The 16,839-nt window shown below is 61.9% G+C and carries 17 protein-coding genes; 13 read left to right on the plus strand and 4 right to left on the minus strand.

Annotated features, from left to right (window positions below):
- Positions 1-579 (plus strand): pyridoxal-phosphate dependent enzyme (locus ACQY7U_RS08725; RefSeq protein WP_428643557.1); only part of this gene is annotated, 579 nt, incomplete at its 5' end.
- 284 nt (positions 580-863) lie between these two features.
- Positions 864-1,034 carry a DUF1127 domain-containing protein gene (locus tag ACQY7U_RS08730; protein ID WP_428643559.1) on the plus strand — a complete coding sequence of 57 codons (171 nt, stop codon included), beginning with the start codon at positions 864-866 and terminating at the stop codon, positions 1,032-1,034.
- A gap of 89 nt (positions 1,035-1,123) precedes the next feature.
- Here the strand turns inward: ACQY7U_RS08730 and ACQY7U_RS08735 are convergent, their stop codons facing one another.
- Positions 1,124-1,348: a hypothetical protein gene (locus ACQY7U_RS08735; protein ID WP_428643561.1), complete on the minus strand. Its 225-nt coding sequence runs from the start codon at positions 1,346-1,348 to the stop codon at positions 1,124-1,126.
- A gap of 242 nt (positions 1,349-1,590) precedes the next feature.
- Between ACQY7U_RS08735 and ACQY7U_RS08740 the strand changes: the two genes are divergently transcribed.
- The 9 genes from ACQY7U_RS08740 (at position 1,591) to ACQY7U_RS08780 (ending at position 13,342) form a co-directional block, all read left to right on the plus strand.
- Positions 1,591-1,773, plus strand: a complete 183-nt coding sequence (locus tag ACQY7U_RS08740) for a hypothetical protein (RefSeq protein WP_428643564.1) — start codon at positions 1,591-1,593, stop codon at positions 1,771-1,773.
- Positions 1,774-1,909: 136 nt separating this feature from the next.
- Positions 1,910-2,743, plus strand: a complete 834-nt coding sequence (gene trpA / locus ACQY7U_RS08745; protein ID WP_428643566.1) for a tryptophan synthase subunit alpha — start codon at positions 1,910-1,912, stop codon at positions 2,741-2,743.
- Positions 2,744-2,823: 80 nt separating this feature from the next.
- Positions 2,824-3,792: an acetyl-CoA carboxylase, carboxyltransferase subunit beta gene (accD, locus tag ACQY7U_RS08750; RefSeq protein ID WP_428643568.1), complete on the plus strand. Its 969-nt coding sequence runs from the start codon at positions 2,824-2,826 to the stop codon at positions 3,790-3,792.
- A 144-nt stretch (positions 3,793-3,936) separates the two neighbouring features.
- On the plus strand, positions 3,937-5,253 hold the full coding sequence (locus ACQY7U_RS08755) for a bifunctional folylpolyglutamate synthase/dihydrofolate synthase (protein WP_428643570.1): 1,317 nt from the start codon (positions 3,937-3,939) through the stop codon (positions 5,251-5,253).
- Between the two features lie 37 nt (positions 5,254-5,290).
- The gene (locus ACQY7U_RS08760) at positions 5,291-6,550 is read left to right on the plus strand and encodes a hypothetical protein (RefSeq protein ID WP_428643572.1); all 1,260 of its coding nucleotides are present in this window, start codon (positions 5,291-5,293) and stop codon (positions 6,548-6,550) included.
- A 113-nt stretch (positions 6,551-6,663) separates the two neighbouring features.
- Complete coding sequence (locus tag ACQY7U_RS08765; RefSeq protein ID WP_428643574.1) at positions 6,664-9,498, plus strand: [protein-PII] uridylyltransferase; 2,835 nt, start codon at positions 6,664-6,666, stop codon at positions 9,496-9,498.
- A gap of 32 nt (positions 9,499-9,530) precedes the next feature.
- On the plus strand, positions 9,531-11,093 hold the full coding sequence (gene murJ, locus ACQY7U_RS08770; RefSeq protein WP_428643575.1) for a murein biosynthesis integral membrane protein MurJ: 1,563 nt from the start codon (positions 9,531-9,533) through the stop codon (positions 11,091-11,093).
- A 122-nt stretch (positions 11,094-11,215) separates the two neighbouring features.
- A complete protein-coding gene (trpS, locus tag ACQY7U_RS08775) occupies positions 11,216-12,295 on the plus strand; it encodes a tryptophan--tRNA ligase (protein WP_428643577.1) in 1,080 nt (359 codons plus the stop codon).
- Between the two features lie 219 nt (positions 12,296-12,514).
- Positions 12,515-13,342: an ankyrin repeat domain-containing protein gene (locus tag ACQY7U_RS08780; protein WP_428643578.1), complete on the plus strand. Its 828-nt coding sequence runs from the start codon at positions 12,515-12,517 to the stop codon at positions 13,340-13,342.
- Positions 13,343-13,487: 145 nt separating this feature from the next.
- Here ACQY7U_RS08780 and ACQY7U_RS08785 read toward each other — a convergent pair whose 3' ends face one another.
- Positions 13,488-14,183 carry a DUF899 domain-containing protein gene (locus ACQY7U_RS08785; RefSeq protein ID WP_428643580.1) on the minus strand — a complete coding sequence of 232 codons (696 nt, stop codon included), beginning with the start codon at positions 14,181-14,183 and terminating at the stop codon, positions 13,488-13,490.
- Positions 14,184-14,200: 17 nt separating this feature from the next.
- Positions 14,201-14,479, minus strand: coding sequence for a hypothetical protein (locus ACQY7U_RS08790; protein WP_428643582.1), 279 nt, complete (start codon positions 14,477-14,479; stop codon positions 14,201-14,203).
- 107 nt (positions 14,480-14,586) lie between these two features.
- On the opposite strand from ACQY7U_RS08790, the gene ACQY7U_RS08795 reads away from it, so the two are divergent.
- Entirely contained in the window at positions 14,587-15,807 is a 1,221-nt protein-coding gene (locus tag ACQY7U_RS08795) for a winged helix-turn-helix domain-containing protein (protein ID WP_428643584.1), read from the plus strand.
- Positions 15,808-15,816: 9 nt separating this feature from the next.
- Entirely contained in the window at positions 15,817-16,461 is a 645-nt protein-coding gene (locus ACQY7U_RS08800; protein WP_428643585.1) for a glutamine cyclotransferase, read from the plus strand.
- A gap of 41 nt (positions 16,462-16,502) precedes the next feature.
- Here ACQY7U_RS08800 and ACQY7U_RS08805 read toward each other — a convergent pair whose 3' ends face one another.
- Entirely contained in the window at positions 16,503-16,817 is a 315-nt protein-coding gene (locus ACQY7U_RS08805) for a cupin (protein WP_428643587.1), read from the minus strand.
- Positions 16,818-16,839: the final 22 nt, after the last annotated feature.

The following is a 16,839-nucleotide window of genomic DNA, read 5'->3' on the forward strand; positions in this document are numbered from 1 at the left end:
GACTTCCAGTCGGTGATCGGCAAGGAACTGCGCGAACAGATGATGGAAGCCGAAGGCCGCCTGCCGGATGCGCTGGTGGCTGCCGTCGGCGGCGGATCCAATGCCATCGGCCTGTTCCATCCGTTCCTAGATGACAAGGGCGTCAAGATCTACGGCGTCGAAGCCGGCGGCCGAGGGCTTGAGGGCGAGGAACATTGCGCGTCGCTCACGGCCGGCAAGCCGGGTGTGCTGCATGGCAACCGGACCTACCTGCTGCAGGACGAGGACGGCAAGATTCTGGAAGGCCATTCGATTTCGGCCGGTCTCGATTATCCGGGCATCGGTCCGGAACATTCGTGGCTGAAGGAAATCGGCCGTGTGGAATACGTGCCGATCATGGACAACGAGGCTCTGGATGCGTTCCAGATGCTGACCCGCGTCGAGGGCATCATTCCGGCGCTGGAGCCGTCCCATGCACTTGCCCACGTGGTCAAGCTGGCCCCGCAGATGGATAAGGACCAGATCATCGTCATGAACCTGTGTGGACGCGGCGACAAGGACGTCTTCGCGGTCGGCCAGATGCTGGGATTCGATCTCTGACGGGATTGTTCCCTCAAGAATGAAATCAAGCCGTGCACCCAAGGGTGCGCGGCTTCTTTGTTTTGGAAAGATATCCCGTGTAACCCCGGGTGAATGAAATGAGACCCGGGGCCCACGCGTTTCCGGAGCAAAAGGGTGTGACACCTCCGGTTAACCAGCCCCACCACTTTGGAAAGGCAGCAATGCATTCTTGTTGGTTGTGCGCTGCGAAATTTGGATTAGATCAGGGCCGAAGAATGCAACACGGCCAGACTTTCACTGACCATTCCAAAAGGAATACCGGAATGTCTTTCGATCTTTTCACCGGAATTGTCCGCGACTTTCGCGCATCCCGTAAGGTCGCGAGTGAGATTGCGCGTCTCAATCACCTGAGTGAGGCCCAGTTGGCCGACCTCGGCCTGGAGCGCTGTGATATCACGTCTCACGCGTTCAACAGGCACTTCAAGCGCCGTTGAACAACCGGACACACCTTGATGCTCCGTCCCGGCAAGGGCCGGAGCAGCTTGGGAACGAGCAAGCCGCGTACCGCCCGTACGCGGCTTTGTTATTTTGCGATCGGTTTTGACTGCAACTGCGCCTTGAGAAACTGCTGCCGGCCGCGGGCGTCCAGAGCCAAGACCTGCTGCCGCAAGACGTCGGGAGCGTACCCCTCGGCGGGACTGCCTGGTTGAGCCGGGCGCGCGGCGAGGCCGGTGCTCAGATCCTTCACACGCCGCCAGATCTTTTCGCCGAAAGGAACCGGAGCCGGCTCGAAGAGGGAATGGGCCACTTTCTTTCAGCTCCTTTTTTAATGGCGGTTGGATTTTTGTTCGCTGGCTTTGCAACTGTTTCAAAATAGGCGCACAAAGTGCGGTTTTCCAGAGAGGAAATTGCGTATCACTCAATGCAGCCATGCAGAAAAAGCAGAGCTGATCTGCATCCCGCGCTATTGCTGCACTGCAAAATCAATTTATTGTCCGCCGGCGCCGCCGAGTCGGCCATGTTGATTTGAATAAGCATTCCGGATCCCAGATGAGTTCCTTGCAGGCCCTGTTGTTGAGCGCGCCGTCGGCAGCACCCCTTGCCACCGTTTTCCGGGGAGCGGGCGGGTCGTTTCTGCGTGCCGGCCGGGTGACGCCCATGCGCAGCGAACACATCTACCGAAACGACGCCGAATTCAGGGCGATCGGGCTGATCGACTCCCCGAGCCGGTGACCGGCGATCCGGACAGACGCCTTCAATCCGGCCCGTTTCGCATTGATTGATTGACATTGCACGCTATGCCCCCGTACATCCGCAGGGACGAAAAGGCCTGTGTGAGGGAAAACAGGCGCAAGAAGGGTAGCAGTGAATGACGGAAACGCGTATCGACCGCCGTTTTAAAGCCTGCGCGGAGGCCGGTCGGCCGGCGCTGGTCACCTTTATCACAGCAGGCGATCCGGATCTTGCGACCTCGCAAGCCGTACTGAACGCCCTGCCCGCCGCCGGTGCAGATGTCATCGAGCTCGGCATGCCCTTCTCCGACCCGATGGCCGAAGGCATTCCCATCCAGCTCGCCAACCAGCGCGCGCTGGCTGCCGGCCAGACCATGGACAAGACCCTGGACATGGTGCGCAATTTCCGCCGTCAGGATCAGGACACACCCATCATCCTGATGGGGTATTACAATCCGATCTACGTGCGTGAACCGGTAAAATTCGTTCAGGTTGCCAAGGAAGCCGGTGTCGACGGCTTCATCATTGTCGACATTCCCGCCGAAGCAGATGACGAGTTGTGCATTCCCGCTCTTGAAGCCGGTCTCAACTTCATCCGCCTGGCGACACCGACCACCGACGACAAGCGGCTTCCGGCCGTTCTGGCCAACACCTCCGGTTTCGTCTATTACGTCTCCGTGACAGGCATCACGGGCGCCGATATCGCCGACACCGGCCGGGTGACGGCAGCGGTCAACCGCATCAAGAGCCATACCGAGCTGCCGGTGGCAGTCGGTTTCGGCGTCAAGACGGCGGACCAGGCGGCGGTCATCGGCAAGGATGCGGACGGCGTGGTTGTCGGTTCCGTTCTGGTCAACGCCATCCGCGACAGCCTGGATGACGCAGGCAAGGCGACGGACCGGACCGTGCAGGCGGTCACGGACGTTGTCGCCGATCTGGCATCCGGATGTGCCCGGGCACGCTCGGCCTGACCCGGTCTGCCTGATTTGAAGGATTTCCGGCGGACACCATATCTCCGCCAGTAGCTAACATTAAGTGGGACGCGTCTGACGTGAACTGGATCAACTCTATCGTACGCCCCAAGATCCGGGATCTTTGGAAAAAGCGTGAGGTTCCGGAAAATCTCTGGATCAAATGCCCGGAAACCGGCGAAATGGTCTTCCATAGGGACCTGGAAGCCAATCTCTGGGTCGTTCCGAATTCCGGTCATCACATGCGCATGCCGGCACGGCGGCGTCTTGAGTCCTTCTTCGACGACGGAAAATACGATCGTATCAAGGTACCTTCTGTCCAGACCGACCCGCTGAAGTTCCGCGACAGCAAGCGTTACACCGACCGTCTGAAAGATGCCCGCTCCAAGACCGGCGAAGACGAGGCCGTTCATGTGGCACAGGGCAAGGTCAACGGCATGGCGATCACCACCGCCGTCCAGGACTTCTCCTTTGTCGGCGGCTCGCTCGGCATGGCGGTTGGCGAAGCCATTCTGGCCGGAATGCTGAAAGCGGTCGAGGACAAGACCCCGTTTGTCATGTTCGCCGCCTCCGGCGGCGCACGCATGCAGGAAGGCATCCTGTCTCTCATGCAGATGCCGCGCACCACCGTCGGCATCCAGATGCTGCGCGAGGCGGGCCTGCCCTATATCGTCGTTCTGACCAATCCGACCACCGGCGGCGTTTCGGCTTCCTATGCCATGCTGGGCGACATCCAGATCGCCGAGCCCGGTGCGCAGATCGGTTTCGCGGGCCGCCGCGTGATCGAACAGACGGTCCGCGAGAAACTGCCGGAGGATTTCCAGACCGCAGAATATCTCCTCGAGCACGGCATGATCGACATGGTCGTGTCGCGCCTTGAGATGAAGGACACCATTTCCCGCGTCTGCGGCATCCTGATGAAGCGGGAGGTCGAGCTGCCGCAGATGGCTCTTGAAGCGTCGAAGGAACCGGCGGCAAGTGAAGACGCCGCAAAACCGGAAACGGACGCACAGGCTGATAAAGAAACCGGAGCGGCCGGTCAGGCCTGACGGGTTCCTTGAAATGTCGCAAATGCGGCAACTTACGGCATATATGAGCCGTCCGCTTGCCAGGCGAACGGCCATAACCTAGAGGCGTTGGATACCAGATGGTATTACGCTGAACGGGGACGAAGGGACCCTGTGGAGGGCGCCTTGGATCAGATCACCAGAATTCTCGACCGCTTGCTGGCATTGCACCCGAAGGAGATCGACCTCTCCCTTGGACGCATGCGCCGGCTGCTTGCCGCCCTCGGGCACCCGGAAACCCGGCTGCCACCGGTCATTCATGTGGCCGGAACCAACGGCAAGGGCTCCGTCACCGCCACCTTGCGGGCGGTTCTGGAGGCCTCCGGCAAACGCTGCCACGTTTACACCTCCCCCCATCTGGTTTCCTTCAACGAGAGGATCCGTCTCGGCACGGACGGAAAATTTGTTTCCGATCCACTGCTCTACGACGCGTTACACCGTTGCGAGGAAGCCAATGCCGGTGAGGAGATCACCTTCTTCGAGATCACGACGGCCGCAGCCTTCCTGCTGTTTTCCGAACAGCCTGCCGACATCCTGCTCCTGGAGGTCGGACTCGGCGGGCGCCTCGATGCGACCAACGTGATCGACCGGCCGCTGGCGACGGTGATTACCCAGGTTTCCATGGACCACGAGAAGTTCCTGGGTGACGGTCTGGCTGAAATCGCGGCGGAAAAGGCAGGCATCATCAAGCGCGAAGTTCCGGTGATCTGCGCGGACCAGGAAGATGAGGCCCTGTCGGCAATCCAGCGGCAGGCGGCCCGCAACCGCGCGCCCATGAGGCTCTACGGTCAGGACTTCGTTGCCCAGGCAGACCAGGGACATCTTGTCTTCCAGGACGAGGAGGAACTGATCGACCTGCCCCTGCCGGTTCTCAACGGCCGCCACCAGTATGCCAACACCGGCATGGCGCTTGCCACCCTGAAGGCGGCAAAGCTGCTGCCGGACCAGAACGTCATCGCGAAGGGTTTGAAGTCGGTCAACTGGCCCGGTCGGCTGCAACCCGTCACCCACGGCCCGCTGCTGGACATGTGTCCTGAAGGCTCGGAAGTCTGGATCGACGGCGGCCACAATCCCGGCGCCGGAATTTATATCGGCGAATTCATGGGCGAGCTGGAAGAGCGCAATCCCCGGCCGCTCTACCTGGTCTCCGGCATGCTGACGACCAAGGACCCGGTCGGTTTTTTCAGGCCCTTCCAGGGGCTGGCGCGCCATGTCGGAACGGTGCCGATCGCCTCCACGGCAACCGCAAGAACGCCGGAAGATCTCGCCGATCTTGCCCGGTGCGCCGGTTTGGAGGCAACGCCGTTTCAATCACTGGACGCAGCGCTGGCGGATGTGGCAGCTTGTGCGGCAAAGGATGGCGAACCACCAAGAGTCCTGATTTGCGGTTCGCTCTATCTTGCCGGTGAAGCCCTGGCGCGGAACGGGTTGGCTCCCGACTGATCCACTCACCGGCGACTTCCTGAAGGAGACCGGTTTCGTGCGTCAGTCGTTCAAGTTTTCGGCCCTTATCGCGGGTTCGGCCCTCGCCGCTGTTCTGGCCGGGCCTGCCCTTGCACTTTCCGAACAATACGAAACGCCGCCGGAACAGGACCCGGCCGCCGTTTTGGACGGCAAGCAGCTCGGTCCGGGCTACGCGGTTCTGGCGCCTGTGCGCAGCGACGGGTTCCTGCGCATCTATCAGGTGCAGACCGACCTCGGCGTCGAGCAGATCGAAGGCGACGGCCTTCTGAAACTGCGGCTGTTCGAGATCAAGGTGCAGATTGCGCTGGAAAGCCTGAAGAACGACGCCAGTTTCGTCGACGGCCTCAAGCAGGCGGCGATGAAACCGGTGGAATTTGTCGAGAGTACGGTGAAGGATCCGGTCGGCACGGCCAAGAGCACCGTGTCGGGTGTCGGGCGCATGTTCGGCCGCCTGACCAAAGGAGTTGGCGAGGCGGTCACCGGCAAGGGCGGTTCGGCCGCAGACATCGCCAAGTCGATTACCGGCCAGGCGCGCGCGCGCCGGGAACTGGCAGTCGAACTCGGGGCCGATCCCTATACGTTCTACAAGCCGCTTTCCGAAAAACTAGATGAGACCGCCAGCGTAACCACGGCGGGCAACTGGACGGTCAGCGCGATCACAAGCCTGCTGCCCGGCGGCCTGATCGTGAACACGGCGCGTACGGCGGACAACTTCCGCACCCTGCTCGTCGACAGCACGCCGTCCGAGCTGGCAGACCGCACGGCGGCGGCCTTCCACAAGGCGGGTGTTTCGGAAAAGACGATTGAAAGGCTGGCCGCCAACGCCTTCTACACAGCCTCGGAAAAGGCGGTGATCGCCTATCAGCTCCAGGCGATGCCGGGGGTCAGCGGACTTGATCTGATCGCTGCCAAGGTGGCGGACGCCGACAGCCGGGACCTTGCCTATTTCCAGCTCCGCCGTGTGGTTCTTCTCGAAACCTACAACCGGGAAGTCTCCAGCCTGGGCGATATCAAGATGGTTGGCGGCATGCCGGTCGCCCTCAGGCGGGACGGCATCGCCGCGCTCGTGCTGCCGCTCGACATGGTTTCCTGGACCCAGACGGTCGCACAGACCTTTTCCGGCCTGCACGAAGGCCTCGGCGGGCTGCCCTTTCCGCCGACCGGCGTCGATTTCCTGATTACGGGCGATCTCACCCGGATGGCGGCCGAACGCCTCGCGTCCTTCGGCTGGGAAATCACCGGCAACTATCCGATGCCGAAAGGACCGGTGCACTAGAGATGGTTGTTCCGGAGACCCTGCATTTCGTCTTGAAAGGATTTATGTGTCCTTATGCCGTGACATCTATATAACGGGCACCTGATTTCTAGGGTACGGAAACCTTGACCATCATGAAACTTTCCCGGGACGAAATTGACGGATTGATCGATTCAGACGGCCTGAGAAACCGCCTCAGCGCACTGACCGCCAGCAACGATGGCGACGGGTCGGACATGAAGACGCGCTCCGCCGTTCTTTCCGAACTGAAAACGGCAGTTAAGTCCGCACGGGAAAAGATCCAGACCCTGCTCAACGAGGATGGCGGCGGTCTTTTGTGCGCCTCCCGCCTGTCCCAGGTGCAGGACGAGCTGATCCGGGTGATCTATGATTTCGCCCTTCATCATGTTTACCGGGTGACGAATCCGTCCGCCGCGGAGCGCATGTCCGTCGCCGCCGTCGGCGGCTACGGCCGGGGCACCCTGGCGCCGGGTTCGGATATCGATCTGCTGTTCGTGCTGCCCTACAAGCAGACGCCCTGGGGCGAGCAGGTGGTCGAATACATCCTCTACATGCTCTGGGATCTCGGCTTCAAGGTGGGCCACGCCACGCGCAATATCGAGGAATGCCTGCGGCTGTCCAAATCGGACATGACCATCCGGACCGCCGTCCTGGAAGCCCGCTACATCTGGGGCGACGAGGCGTTGTTCGAAGAGCTGGTCGCACGGTTCGACAAGGAAGTGGTCGAGGGTTCCAGCTCCGAATTCATCGCTGCCAAACTCCAGGAGCGGGACGAACGCCACAAGCGTCAGGGCATGTCCCGCTATCTGGTCGAGCCCAACATCAAGGAAGGCAAGGGCGGCCTGCGCGATCTCAACACGCTGTTCTGGATCGCCAAGTATCATTACCGGGTGAACCGGCAATCCGAGCTGGTCAAGAAGGGGGTCCTCTCGCGCTCCGAATATACCAGGTTCAAGAAGTCGGAAGACTTCCTCTGGGCCGTGCGGTGTCACCTGCATTTTCTGACGGGACGTCCGGAAGAGCGCCTGTCCTTCGAGGTGCAGCGGGAAATCGCGGTGCGCCTGAGTTACACCCAGCATCCCGGCATGAAGGATGTCGAGCGCTTCATGAAACACTACTTCCTGGTGGCCAAGGACGTGGGAGATCTCACCCGCATCATCTGCGCCGGCCTGGAGGAGGACCATGTCAAGGAGCCGCAGGGCAGGGGCCTCGGCGGCATGATGCGCCGGCTTCGCAGCGGTCGCACGGCGGGAGCCGCCAAACCGGTCAAGGGCGCGCCCGGGTTCGTGGTCGAGAACAACCGGCTGAACGTCACCGCCGACACGCTTTTCGAAAACGATCCGACCAATCTCCTGAGGGTCTTCCAGATCTCCGACAAGCATGACTACAACATGCATCCGCGCCTTACCCGGCAGATCCGGCATTCCCTGAAACTGGTCGACGCCAATCTGCGCAACGATCCGGAAGCCAACCGGCTGTTCCTGTCGATCCTGACCTCCCGGAACTTTCCGGAAAAGACACTGCGAAAGATGAACGAAACCGGCCTTCTGGGCCGCTTCGTGCCGGAATTCGGCAAGGTCGTCGCGATGATGCAGTTCAACATGTATCACCACTACACGGTCGACGAGCACCTGATCCGCTCCATCGGCGTGCTGGCAGCCATCGAACGCGGCGATTCCGGCGACGATCACCCGCTGGCGACCGACATCATCCTGACCCTTCAGAACCGCAAGGTGCTGTTCGTTGCCATGTTCCTGCACGACATCGCCAAGGGACGGCCGGAGGACCACTCTGTCGCCGGCGCCCGGGTCGCCCGAAAGATCTGCCCGCGCTTCGGCCTCAATGACGCGGAAACCGAAACGGTTGCCTGGCTGATCGAGCATCACCTCGACATGAGCACCATCGCCCAGTCACGCGACCTGAGCGACCGCAAGACCATCACCGATTTCGCCAACACCGTGCAGTCCCTGGAACGTCTCAAGCTGCTTCTGATCCTGACGGTGGCCGATATTCGTGCCGTCGGTCCGGGTGTCTTCAATGGCTGGAAGGGCCAGCTTCTGCGCACGCTCTATTATGCGACCGAGCCGCACCTGTCCGGCGGCCACACCAAGATGTCGCACAGCAAGACCATCGATGAAGCCAAGGAAAAGCTCGGTGGCAAGCTGGAACACTGGTCGGCAAAGGACAGGAAAGCCTATCTCAACCGCCATTATCCCGCCTATTGGCTGCGCACGGAACCGGAGCGGCTGGTGGCGCATGCGGAACTGATCCACAAGGCGGACAAGGACGGCAGGCAACTGGCTTTCCAGGTGGTGCCGCGGGCTTTTGAAGGGGTGACGGAACTCACCATCATGGCGCCCGACCACCCGCGCCTGCTCTCCATCATCGCCGGTGCCTGCTACACGACCGGCGCCAACATCGTCGATGCACAGATTGACACGACGACGGACGGGTTTGCCCTCGACACGATCTTCATCGGCCGCGAACTGCCGGACGACGAGGACGAGCGCCGGCGGGGGGAACGGATCACGAGACTGATCGAGACCACGCTGCGCGGTGAGGAGCGCCTGCCGGAGCCGGTCGCCAGAAAGGGCGCCGTGAAAGGCCGGATGAAGGCCTTCAAGGTGGCAACGGATGTCCTGGTCAACAATGCCCTGTCGGACGATTACACGGTGCTTGAAATCACCGGTCTTGACCGCCCCGGTCTGCTTTACGACCTCACCCGCGCCATTTCCACGCTCAATCTGAACATCGGCTCCGCGCATATTTCGACCTTCGGCGAGAAAGTGGTCGACGTTTTCTACGTGACCGACCTTACGGGCCAGAAAATCGCCAATATCGGCCGTCAGGACATCATCCGTGAGCGTCTTTCCGATGCCGTCGAGGGGCATGTGGAACTGGATCCGGCCGCCCCCGTCACCCGCAAGGTTCAACGTCAGGCTTCCTGAGACATGACAACACGCACCGGAGCCTGGCTGGCATGAGTCTCGTCCGCAATTTTGCAACGGTCGGCAGCGCAACGCTGCTGAGCCGCGTCCTCGGCTTCGTCCGCGACGTCCTGCTGGCGGCGACGCTCGGTGCCGGTCCGGTGGCCGATGCCTTCGTGGTCGCCTTCCGCCTGCCCAACCTGTTCCGGCGCCTGTTTGCCGAAGGGGCTTTCAATTCCGCCTTCATCCCCCTGTTCGGGCGCACCGTCGAGGAGGAAGGCGACGAGGGCGCGCGGCGCTTTGCCGGTGAAATCGGGTCCGCACTCCTGTTCTGCCTGCTGGTTCTGACGGCCGTCGCCCAGATCCTGATGCCGTTCGTGGTCTGGGCGCTCGCACCCGGTTTTGCCGACGACGCGCAGAAGTTCGACCTGACCGTGATGATGTCGCGGATCGCCTTTCCCTATCTTATCTTCATGTCGCTGCTGGCCTATGTCGGCGGCATTCTGAACACCTATCAGCGCTTTGCGGCAGCAGCTTTTGCGCCGGTGATGCTGAACGTGGTGATGAGCCTGGTGCTCGCCACGGTGCTGGCGGCGGGGATCACGGACAACACGGCACTCGGCATCATCCTCGCCGGAGGGGTGATGGTCGGGGGCGTCGTGCAGCTTGCCGTTGTCGTCATCGACCTCAAGCGGCTCGGATTCCGCATTCCGGTCTACCGGCCCCGCTACACCAAATCGGCGAAGCGCCTGCTCGCCCTCGGCATTCCCGGCGTTGTCGCCGGCGGGGTCACCCAGATCAACATCGCCGTCGGCCAGATCATCGCATCGCTGCAGGAGGGCGCCAATGCCCTGCTCTATTATGCCGACCGGCTCTACCAGTTGCCGCTCGGCGTCATCGGCATCGCCATTGGCGTCGTTCTGCTGCCGAGCCTGACCCGGCAGCTTCGCGCCGGCCAGACGGCGGCCTACCAGCACAGTCTCAACCGGGCACTGGAGTTTTCCCTGGTTCTGACACTTCCTGCTGCCGTCGCGCTCGCCGTGGTACCCCATGAAATCGTCGCGGTGCTGTTCCAGCGCGTGCGGTTTGACGCGGCCGCCGTCGACGGTACCGCCGCCGCCCTGATGGCCTTTTCTTTCGGCCTGCCTGCTTTCGTGCTCAACAAGGTGTTTTCGCCAGGTTATTTCGCCCGGGAGGACACCAAGACGCCGATGAAATTCGCCGCCGTCGGCATGGTGGTGAATGTCGGCCTGTCGATCGCGCTCTTTCCGGTGCTGAAACATGTCGGCATCGCGCTGGCGACCACGCTGGCCGGATGGGTCAATACCGGTCTTCTGATCGTCGTCCTGTGGCGGCGCGGGCATTTTCATCCGGACCTGAAGCTTCTGCGCAGACTGTCCCTGGTGCTGCTGGCCAGCCTCGTGATGGGGGTCGCCCTGCATTTTGCCGCGTTCTATCTCGCGCCTTATCTCGGCGGCGGCGTGCTGGCCGTGCGGGTGGCGGCACTTGGCCTGCTGGTCCTGACGGGCATCGTCACTTTCGGCGTCGTGACCCAGCTCAGCGGCGGCGCGGATCTTGTCGGCATGGCCAAAACGTTGACACGGCGCAACACCTGATCAGCGAAAAGCGGGCCCCGGCCCTTTCTGTCTTGCATACGCTGCGCGCGCGGCTTAAACCCGGCGCGCCCAAAGTTTCACAAGCGCCCTTCCAACCGGCCGCACCAATAAAGGGAAACAGAATGACGGCGTTCCAGCCCCGTGTCTTCTCCGGCGTTCAGCCGACCGGCAATCTTCACCTCGGCAATTACCTCGGCGCCGTTTCGCGCTGGGTGCCGTTGCAGGACCAGATGCCGACCATCTTCTGCGTGGTCGACTCTCATGCCATCACTGCCGGTTTTCCTGATCCGCTCGAGCTGACCAACGCGACGCGCGAAGTGACCGCGGCCTATATGGCTGCCGGAATCGACCCGAAGAAATCCATCATCTTCAACCAGAGCCAGGTCCGTGAGCACACGGAACTTGCCTGGATCTTCAACTGCGTTGCCCGGATGGGCTGGCTCAGCCGCATGACCCAGTTCAAGGAGAAGGCGGGCAAGAACCGGGAAAACGCATCTGTCGGCCTCTTTGCCTACCCGAATCTGATGGCGGCCGACATCCTGGCCTACCGGGGCACCCACGTGCCGGTCGGCGACGACCAGAAGCAGCACCTGGAACTGACTCGTGACATCGCCGCCAAGTTCAACAACGACTTCGCGGACCGGATCAAGGAGCTCGGCATCGGTGTGCCGAACCCGACGCCCTCGCCGGAGCTGCCGGAATATCTCTATTTCCCGATGACCGAGCCGATGATCGCCGGCCCGGCCACGCGGATCATGTCGCTGCGCGACGGCACCAAGAAGATGTCGAAATCCGATCCGTCGGACCTGTCGCGCATCAACCTGACGGACGACGCGGAGTCGATCTCCAAGAAGATCCGCAAGGCCAAGACCGACCCGGATGCTCTCCCGAGCGAAACGGATGGTCTGGAAGGCCGACCGGAAGCGGACAACCTTGTCGGCATCTATGCGGCGCTCTCCGGCACCACCAAGGAAGAGGTCCTGAAGGACTTCGGGGGCCAGCAGTTCTCCGCCTTCAAGCCGGCCCTGTCCGAGCTGGCGGTCGCCAAGCTGTCGCCGATGACCGACGAGATGCGCCGCCTGATGGACGACAAGGCCCAGATCGACGCCGTCCTGAAGGAAGGCGCCGAAAAGGCCTCCGCGATCGCCGCACCGGTCCTCAAGGACGTGCGCAAGATCATCGGCTTCCTGGACGTCCGGTAAGCCGGAGGAGAAAATCCCTTCCTTGTGCGGGAGGGTTGCCACGAATGTGGCCCGTCGAGTTTCGCTCGGCGGGCCACATTCGTTTTAGCAAGCGGTAGATTTGGCTCGTTTCAGGTATTTGACCTCTGCAGCGCCAGACCACCCGCCCGGCATTGGCCTCTTCCGGACTTCAGACGCATTCTGTGGTAGACTCTTGCCTTGTGCTTGGAGGGCAATCCGATGTTCAAGCATCTCGTATTTGCGTTATTTTGTTTGTCGATCCCCGGCCTCGCTGCCGCAGGCTCCCTCCATGACGCTGTTGAGGCTGGTGACCAGGACGCTCTCGAGGCAGCCCTTTCCGGCGGCGCCGATCCCAATGAACCGGACAGTGACGGCCGGCCGGCAATCCTGATCGCGGCGGGCAACGGAAATGCCGCCGCAATTCGCTTGCTTGCGTCACATGGGGCGGACCCCAATCGATCTCGGGACAATCCGCGCGGATACAACGACGCTCCCATCCACGCCGCCGTGAAGAATAGGCAACTGGACGCTATACGAGCCTTGGCTGACGCCGGGGCCGACCTTTGGATGCCACATTACGAACTCGGAGCGCCGATCCATATCGCGGTAACGGAAAGCCAGCCGGAAGTAGTCGCACTCTTGCGCTCCCTGGGCGCGGACGAACTCCAGATCGATCCGATAACGCACCTGATTTCAGGCGCGGATATCGAATTCGGCCGGCGCGTAGCGGCAATCTGCTCGAAATGTCACGAGATCGAAAAAGGCATAAAGCCGGAGGGTGCCGGCTACGGACGTCTTGGCCCCTCGCTCATAAATATTGTCGGCCGCAAAAAGGGCGCCGACGCCAGCTTTGCCTATTCCGAAGCCATGCGTGCCGCGGGTGGCGAATGGGGCTACGAGGAGCTGAGCCACTTCGTAGTCAATCCGACAGTGTTCATTCCCGGAACCGATATGTGGATCGGGGGATTGCCGGTCGAACGCCCCCGGGTCGCATTGATCGCCTATTTGCGCTCAATCACTGAAGATCCCCCGGCTTTGCCAAACTAGTGAAAGTACCGGTTCTGAACCAAGGCCTTGTTTTCACGCTCAGGATCATGTCACCACGGAACGTCACGAATATGGTTCGCTTGTTCCTGAACCATCCTTGCCGGGAGCGGTGGTACTCCAGACCACCGCTCTCAGACCTCTTCGCTCAATATTCGTCGTGCAGTCTCACCCATCCCATCGTGCTGCCGTTTTCATTGCGGCCCTTCGGCGTGAGATCGAGCCAGTTGAACGCGCCGATCAGCAGTTCCGCGCCGCGGTGATAGGTCGAATAGGTGTGATAGATCGCGCCTACTTCGTCTTTTGCGAAGATGCTGATGCCGAACATGTCGGACGCCTTTTCGATGGCCGTCTTGCCGTAGTTGTAGCTGGCCCGGCCGGCGGCGCGGTCTTCCGGCCTGAAAGACACGCCGAAGTCGAAGTTGAAATCGTTGCCGGCGGAAGACACCCAGGGGAACGTCCAGCCCATGCGGGTCTTCACCTGCTCGATCTGTTGCACGGGCACTCGGGAGACCGCCGTGAATGCCAGATCGGCATGTTCGAAGTGTTGCTGCGCGGCGGAGAGGTGGTCGACGATGAACGAGCAACCCGGACAGATATGGTCCGAGCCCGGTGTCAGCATGAAGTGATAGACGGCAAGCTGGCTGTGGCCGCCAAAAAGATCGGCGAACTCGCATTTGCCGGTTGGGCCTTCGAAGACATAGGGTTTGTCGATCCTGACCCAGGGCAGCTGCCGGCGCTCGGCGCGCAGGGCGTCGAGTTCGTGGGTCATGGCGACTTCCCTTTCGAGAAGCGATTTGCGGGCATTGAGCCATTCGTCCCGCGATACGATCTGGTTTTGCATTGTTGCTATCCTTCGGTTTACCGGATTGATGGTGAAGTTTGCCGCTCCCGGCCTGAGGCAAGCTTCAGCCAGGGCGAGACGTGGAACAGGCTCATCAGCAGATACATCCAGGCCATCCCGCCGAGGTGCAGGACATCTGACGCCGACGAGCAGCTCACGGTCTGCGACATGCCGTTCGCCGAGATCCACGCCATCAGCACAAAGACCGGAGACGCGGCGAGACCGAGCGCTCCAGACAGGCGGCAGGGCCACAAGGTCTGATTGCCGTTCTTCCTTGCATTTGCGTAAGTTGTCATTTTGGATCTTCCAATCGAACCTTGCCGTTGCCGGCAGTTGCAGAACCGGACTTCACCCTAGGAGCCCGGTCGAAAACAGCGTGAGTTACAAGTTTGACGGGATTTGAATGGACTCAGTGATCACCGCGGCAGCGCGCGCGCTCTCGGTGGGCGACCCGCTCGCCGCGCTCAAGCAGGTCGCATTGCGCGATGACGCACCGGCGCTCGCGCTGCGCGGCATTGCCATGGCGCAACTCGGAGACCTTGCACGGGCCCGGGATCTCCTTCGAAGCGCGACGCGTGCCTTCGGCCAGAAGGAGGCTTTGGCGCGGGCGCGCTGCATCGTCGCCGAAGCGGAGATCGCCCTTGCCCTGCGGGACCTCGGAAGCGTGATGAAAACGCTTCGCCCCGCCCGGGAAACGCTCGACTCCCTGGGAGACAGCGTGAATGCCGCCCATGCCGGATATCTGGACGCCAGGCGGCTGCTGCTGATCGGGCACCTCGACGAGGCCGAGCGGATACTTGATGACATCGACACAGCATCATTGCCGCAGGCCTCAAGAGCGGGCCACGCGCTGGTGGCGGCGGGAATCGCGATGCGGCGCGTCAGGACGGAACCCGCGCGCGCTGCCCTTGCGCGGGCCTCGGAGGCTGCGCGTGACGCCGGGCATGCTGCGCTGACAGCCGAGGTGGAACGCGCCTCTCGCGCTTTCGACGCGCCCGCCGCGACACTTGTTACGCGCGGATCGAAGCACCTGCTTGGCCTGGGGGAAGTCGAGACCTTGCTGGCGTCCGACAAGCTCATTGTCGACGCCTGCCGCAACGTGGTGCGTGCCGGAACCACCGTTGTGCCGCTTGCCAGCCGCCCGGTTCTGTTCGCACTCGTGCGCGCACTCGCGGAGGCTTGGCCGGAAGATGTCTCGCGCGAAATGCTTCTTGAACGCATTTTCGGGGCCCGGCATGCGGATGAATCCCACCGCACGCGCCTTCGGGTCGAGATCGCCCGCTTGCGCAAGGCGCTCGAACCGCAGGCCGCACTCAAGGCAACCAGGCACGGGTTTGTGCTGGAAATGCAGGGACCCGGCGAGGTCGTGGTGCTCACGCCCCCTGTCGAAGGCGATCATGCCGAGGTGATGGCGCTGCTGGCGGACGGCGAAGCCTGGTCGAGTTCGGCCCTTGCCCTGGCCCTTGGCGTGAGTTCGCGCACCACGCTGCGTGCCCTTGAGGCACTTTCAGAGGCCGGAAAAGTCGAATCCTTCGGACGGGGACGGGCCTGCCGCTGGATCCAGCGGACCGTGCCAGGTTTCCCGACAAGTTTGTTACTCCCGGCTCCGCTGCCGAACGGTTAGGATACCGGCATGAAACAGTCAGCAGCAGATATCCTTTGTGAATACGGCCCATTTCCCGATGTCGAGGACGTTGCCGGTGTCAGCTTTGACGGTCAAAAAATCTGGTTTGCCAGTGGCGACCGGCTCAATGCCCTCGATCCGGAAAACGGGAATATCTCAAATACTCTCGCCGTCACGGCCGACGCCGGTACCGCTTATGACGGCAGGCATCTCTACCAGATCGCAGGGACCGTCATTCAGAAGATTGACCCGGCGTCCGGCGCGTTGCTCGGCACAATCCCGACGCCAGCCGACGGTGGCGGTTCAGGTCTGGCCTGGGCGGAGGGCATGCTGTGGATCGGCCAGCACCGCAGCCGGATGATCCACCAGGTCGACCCGGAAACAGGAGAGGTCCTGCGCACGATCGAGAGCAACCGCTTCGTGACCGGCGTCACCTTCGTCGATGGTGAACTCTGGCACGGCACCTGGGAGAACGATGAGAGCGAGCTGCGGCGTGTCGATCCGGAAACGGGCGATGTCCTGGCCTGCCTGGCAATGCCTGCCGGCGCAGGCGTTTCGGGACTGGAATCCAATGGCACCGACCGGTTTTTCTGCGGCGGCGGCGGCAGCGGAACGATTCGCGCCGTCCGCAAACCGGTGCCCGCCGGTTCCTGAGAAGCTGAAGTTATCGTCCGGTTCAGATGAGGCCTTCCGGATCAAATACTGTCCTTGCGCTCGACAACCAGGACACGGGCTTCTCCAAAGGGATGAGCGACATGCGCATCACCGTCCTCTGCAAAGAAGATCTGCCCCGGCTCCATTCTCCTGACTTTGTCCGCACCCGCCTCGCGGTAATGCATGTCAACTTGCCCGTGCAGCACAACGAAAACCTCCGGGCCGTCGTTGACGTGCCATTTGTACGGTTGATCGGTCCAGTGGAGGCGAATGGTGACATTGTCGACCTCGCCGATCAGGCGGGCGCCCCAGGCCCGCTCCGCCGTGAACCTGTCAGTATCGAGATGAAATTGCATGGAGATCTCCTGCTGCCTGAAC

The sequence above is a fragment of the Roseibium sp. genome, assembly GCF_050301095.1.
Lineage (GTDB): Bacteria > Pseudomonadota > Alphaproteobacteria > Rhizobiales > Stappiaceae > Roseibium.

Excerpts from the sequence above, each read along its gene's own strand:
- ACQY7U_RS08780 (WP_428643578.1), top strand. The coding sequence starts at position 12,515 with ATGTTCAAGCATCTCGTATTTGCGTTATTTTGTTTGTCGATCCCCGGC.
- ACQY7U_RS08790 (WP_428643582.1), bottom strand. The coding sequence starts at position 14,479 with ATGACAACTTACGCAAATGCAAGGAAGAACGGCAATCAGACCTTGTGG.
- trpA (WP_428643566.1), top strand. The coding sequence starts at position 1,910 with ATGACGGAAACGCGTATCGACCGCCGTTTTAAAGCCTGCGCGGAGGCC.
- ACQY7U_RS08765 (WP_428643574.1), top strand. The coding sequence starts at position 6,664 with ATGAAACTTTCCCGGGACGAAATTGACGGATTGATCGATTCAGACGGC.
- ACQY7U_RS08805 (WP_428643587.1), bottom strand. The coding sequence starts at position 16,817 with ATGCAATTTCATCTCGATACTGACAGGTTCACGGCGGAGCGGGCCTGG.
- ACQY7U_RS08800 (WP_428643585.1), top strand. The coding sequence starts at position 15,817 with ATGAAACAGTCAGCAGCAGATATCCTTTGTGAATACGGCCCATTTCCC.
- ACQY7U_RS08795 (WP_428643584.1), top strand. The coding sequence starts at position 14,587 with ATGGACTCAGTGATCACCGCGGCAGCGCGCGCGCTCTCGGTGGGCGAC.
- ACQY7U_RS08740 (WP_428643564.1), top strand. The coding sequence starts at position 1,591 with ATGAGTTCCTTGCAGGCCCTGTTGTTGAGCGCGCCGTCGGCAGCACCC.
- ACQY7U_RS08785 (WP_428643580.1), bottom strand. The coding sequence starts at position 14,183 with ATGCAAAACCAGATCGTATCGCGGGACGAATGGCTCAATGCCCGCAAA.
- ACQY7U_RS08730 (WP_428643559.1), top strand. The coding sequence starts at position 864 with ATGTCTTTCGATCTTTTCACCGGAATTGTCCGCGACTTTCGCGCATCC.
- trpS (WP_428643577.1), top strand. The coding sequence starts at position 11,216 with ATGACGGCGTTCCAGCCCCGTGTCTTCTCCGGCGTTCAGCCGACCGGC.
- murJ (WP_428643575.1), top strand. The coding sequence starts at position 9,531 with ATGAGTCTCGTCCGCAATTTTGCAACGGTCGGCAGCGCAACGCTGCTG.